The organism is Accumulibacter sp. (assembly GCF_032229525.1).
Classification (GTDB): Bacteria; Pseudomonadota; Gammaproteobacteria; order Burkholderiales; family Rhodocyclaceae; genus Accumulibacter.
On the sequence record NZ_JAVTWB010000039.1, the window covers coordinates 1 to 3,032 of the forward strand.

Below are 3,032 nucleotides of genomic sequence, written 5' to 3' on the forward strand. Positions count from 1 at the left end.
AGCAGTTCCGAGATCCTCTCAAGATGCTCCTTGAAGACCAGCGACCCTTCGCTGACGGTCGGCACCGGATCGCCTCCCCCTGACGTGGCGACCGGGTCGTGCGCGGCAAGCCCATTCTCCAGGTTGGCGGCCCGAGCGTTGATGAGCTTGACTTCGGTCTGTCGCAGCGAGACGGCGGCAAAGAACACCGCCAGAAAGCCCCATGCGTTGACCAGTTCGCTGAGCCCGTAAACGATGCCGATCAGTCCAAGTCCCAGAAAATCGTCCATCAGCTCGTGGTCAAAACGCTTACTGCGCAGAGCCCAGCCGAGCCGGCCGAGAGCGGCACCGAGGACAAGGCCGATCGCGATCCCGGCTACAGTCGCCCATAAAACATCCACGAGCGCCCAGCGCAGGCCGAAATCGCCGAGGTCGTGCAAGCCGAGCAAACCCAGGCCGAGCATCACGAACGGGAAAGCGCTGCCGTCATTCATGCCGGCTTCGCAGGTGAGATCGAAGCGCAGGCGGTCGCGGTCGCCGGGATGACGGATCTGGACGTCGGTGGCGAGAACCGGATCCGTTGGCGCCACGATGGCGCCGAGAAGCACCGCTGCGCCCAGGGACAGCCCGAGCACGTAATGGGCAAAGGCGGCAACCATGGCGACCGTCAGGGCCATCGACGCCGATGCCAGAAGCAACGGTGTGCGCCAGCGATCGAGCCGCATCGGGGCCGGCATCTTGACCCCGGCGGCAAAGAGCGAAATCAGCACCGCCACTTCGGTCAGCACTTCCAGCAGTGCCGATTGTTTGAGCGGGTTGAAGTGAAAGACGTTGAGCAGCGTCGGCCCGACGAGCAGGCCGATCGACAGATAGATGATCGCCGAGGTGACCGGCAGACGCTTGATGAACGACGGGGTCAGACCCATCACGAGCAACAGCGCGCCCACCAGCAGGAACCACAGTGCTCCAGTCATCGCAGCTTCCCTCCTTGAACGTTTCGAACGCAGCGCAGCGCCTCCCGCAGCTTGCCGGCGGACGCGTCACGCTTCTTCATTTCTCACCGTCGCGCGGCCGGGCACGGTGGTGCCGCTCTTCCAGGCTTCGCGCAACCGTGTCTCAAACGATGGCAAGGGAGTTCTCCGAGAGCGCGCGTCATGACCAAGGCGCGGAGATCGTCGCCGTTATCCTTGACAAGAGGCCCTGCCAGCCATGAAAGAGGGCGACGTAGGTGGCGGGGAGCCGGTTGCCACCCTGCTCGCAGGTCACGACGCAAAAGTCGCTGCGGCGCTCGGGAACGCTGGCTGGCGAGCGCAAGAACTCACCAGCCCCGTTCCGGAAGTTCTCGAAACCCCCGGCGTGTGCCCTCGCTCCAGGTCTGGTGCAAGGGCAGAAGTGATCAATGGGTTTAAGCTGACAATCGCTTGCTGGCCTGGCCCTGACAGCGCGCCCCGCGCGCATGAGCACCGGAAACAACGCAACCGCCATTGGCGGCTGCTTGGTGAAACCGATGGCCAGGGATACCCGTTGGGGTTACGGTTTCAAGGCGTCCTTGACCGCGTCCCTGGCGTCTTTGAGGTTCTCTTTCAGGTCGCCGACATGTTCCTGCACCTGGCCTTCAGCCTGATTCTTCAGCCCTTTTGCCTGCTGCTCCGTGCTGCCTACCAGTTTGCCGACCTTTTCCTGAATCGTACCGCCGAGGTCTTTTGCTGCGCCCTTGACTTGATCTTTGTTCATCGTGAACTCCTGACTAATGGTTTATGCCTCTGATAGCTGAGCCGGCTTCGGCCCGCCCTGCGACTCCCGGTCATCAAACAATCGATGCCTGGTGTCGATGTCGAGAGCCTAAAGGCAAACGGGGATCACGTTCTGTGCGCTAGCAAACATTGGCGCTTACGTAAGTCTGCCTGGCCCAATCCGATTGGTGGCGTCGTCGGCATCGGTGACGATGTCGCGCACGAACGATTGGTCGATCTTCAGCGTCATGGCCCGCGATTCGCTGACGTCGTGGAAGACGATCACCGCGCCGACGACCTGGCCAGCTCGGTCGTGGATGGGCGCGGCGGAATCTTCAATGGCGCACTCGGCCCCGTCACGGCGCACCAGCAGACAATCGGCGATCAAGCCCACGCTCCTGTCCACCTCGATGGCTCGCTGGGCGCGATTCGCAGCGGCCTGGCGTGTCGTACCGTCGATGATCCTGAACCCCTCGGAAAGTGGTCAGCCCAGTGCATTCTCGCGAGACCACCCGGTCATCGCCTCGGCCGCCCAGCGCTCACGCCAACCCGGAAAAGGGACGTTGCCATACGTTCGGTGGCGCGACGACCGGTCGCTCGCGTTTGCGACATCCTACTTCTTGTCGCCGTTGGCAGCGTCCTGGATGGCTTCACCGGCCTTCTCGATCTGCTGCCCAGCCTTCTCCACCACCTTGTCGATTTCTTTTCCTGCGTGCTCTGCCGGGCCTTCGCCTTCCTGTTTCTGGCAGCCGGGTAGTGCGATGAGCAGGGCGCTCACGAGCAAAGCGGCGCTGATCGATCCACCGTGTTTCATCTCTGATACCTCCTGGTAATTCGATTGCCCCACAGCGGCAGTGACCATTAGGGTCGCGTCGACTGCGGGATCAGGGCAGCGAGCGGACGCGAGGCACCTGCCGGGAAGGCCAGGGGCATCGCGCTTCGCCTCACTTCTTGCCGACTTCGCCGCCGATAACGCCTCCGACCGCTGCCTCGGCACTACTTCCGACCGCGCTCTCGTCCTTAAGAATGGCGGCTCCCACGGCGCCGGAGCCCGCGGCGTCGACGATGGCGGTCTGCTGCTCCTGCTTCGACATGCCGGCACAAGCCCCGAGGCCAAACAGAACAGCTGCGGCGAGCGCGCCGAACGTAAATTTGCGAATCGTTTTCATCGGCTTACCTCTTGGTAAAAAATGGTGTTTCTGGCGCGTCTTGCCTGCTCCACTACGGCTTACGACATGCGGAACACGCAGTTCGTTTCGCTACGGCGCACAGGAAGTGAGGCGATTGGCCAGGCAAGCAATTAGCCAGCGAATTCAGAAC

5 protein-coding genes are annotated in these 3,032 nt (G+C 62.5%); all 5 read right to left on the reverse strand.

Annotated features, from left to right (window positions below; translation table 11 throughout):
- On the reverse strand, positions 1 to 953 hold a 953-nt coding region (locus RUW20_RS02825; RefSeq protein ID WP_313950681.1), incomplete at its 3' end, for a cation:proton antiporter.
- Between the two features lie 556 nt (positions 954 to 1,509).
- Positions 1,510 to 1,713 (reverse strand): CsbD family protein, encoded by a 204-nt coding sequence (locus RUW20_RS02830; protein ID WP_313950682.1) that lies wholly within the window; start codon positions 1,711 to 1,713, stop codon positions 1,510 to 1,512.
- A 156-nt stretch (positions 1,714 to 1,869) separates the two neighbouring features.
- Positions 1,870 to 2,100 carry a PAS domain-containing protein gene (locus tag RUW20_RS02835; protein ID WP_313950683.1) on the reverse strand — a complete coding sequence of 77 codons (231 nt, stop codon included), beginning with the start codon at positions 2,098 to 2,100 and terminating at the stop codon, positions 1,870 to 1,872.
- 225 nt (positions 2,101 to 2,325) lie between these two features.
- Positions 2,326 to 2,526 carry a hypothetical protein gene (locus RUW20_RS02840; RefSeq protein WP_313950684.1) on the reverse strand — a complete coding sequence of 67 codons (201 nt, stop codon included), beginning with the start codon at positions 2,524 to 2,526 and terminating at the stop codon, positions 2,326 to 2,328.
- A gap of 130 nt (positions 2,527 to 2,656) precedes the next feature.
- A complete protein-coding gene (locus RUW20_RS02845) occupies positions 2,657 to 2,881 on the reverse strand; it encodes an osmotically-inducible lipoprotein B (protein WP_313950685.1) in 225 nt (74 codons plus the stop codon).
- Positions 2,882 to 3,032: the final 151 nt, after the last annotated feature.

Excerpts from the sequence above, each read along its gene's own strand:
- RUW20_RS02830 (WP_313950682.1), bottom strand. The coding sequence starts at position 1,713 with ATGAACAAAGATCAAGTCAAGGGCGCAGCAAAAGACCTCGGCGGTACG.
- RUW20_RS02840 (WP_313950684.1), bottom strand. The coding sequence starts at position 2,526 with ATGAAACACGGTGGATCGATCAGCGCCGCTTTGCTCGTGAGCGCCCTG.
- RUW20_RS02845 (WP_313950685.1), bottom strand. The coding sequence starts at position 2,881 with ATGAAAACGATTCGCAAATTTACGTTCGGCGCGCTCGCCGCAGCTGTT.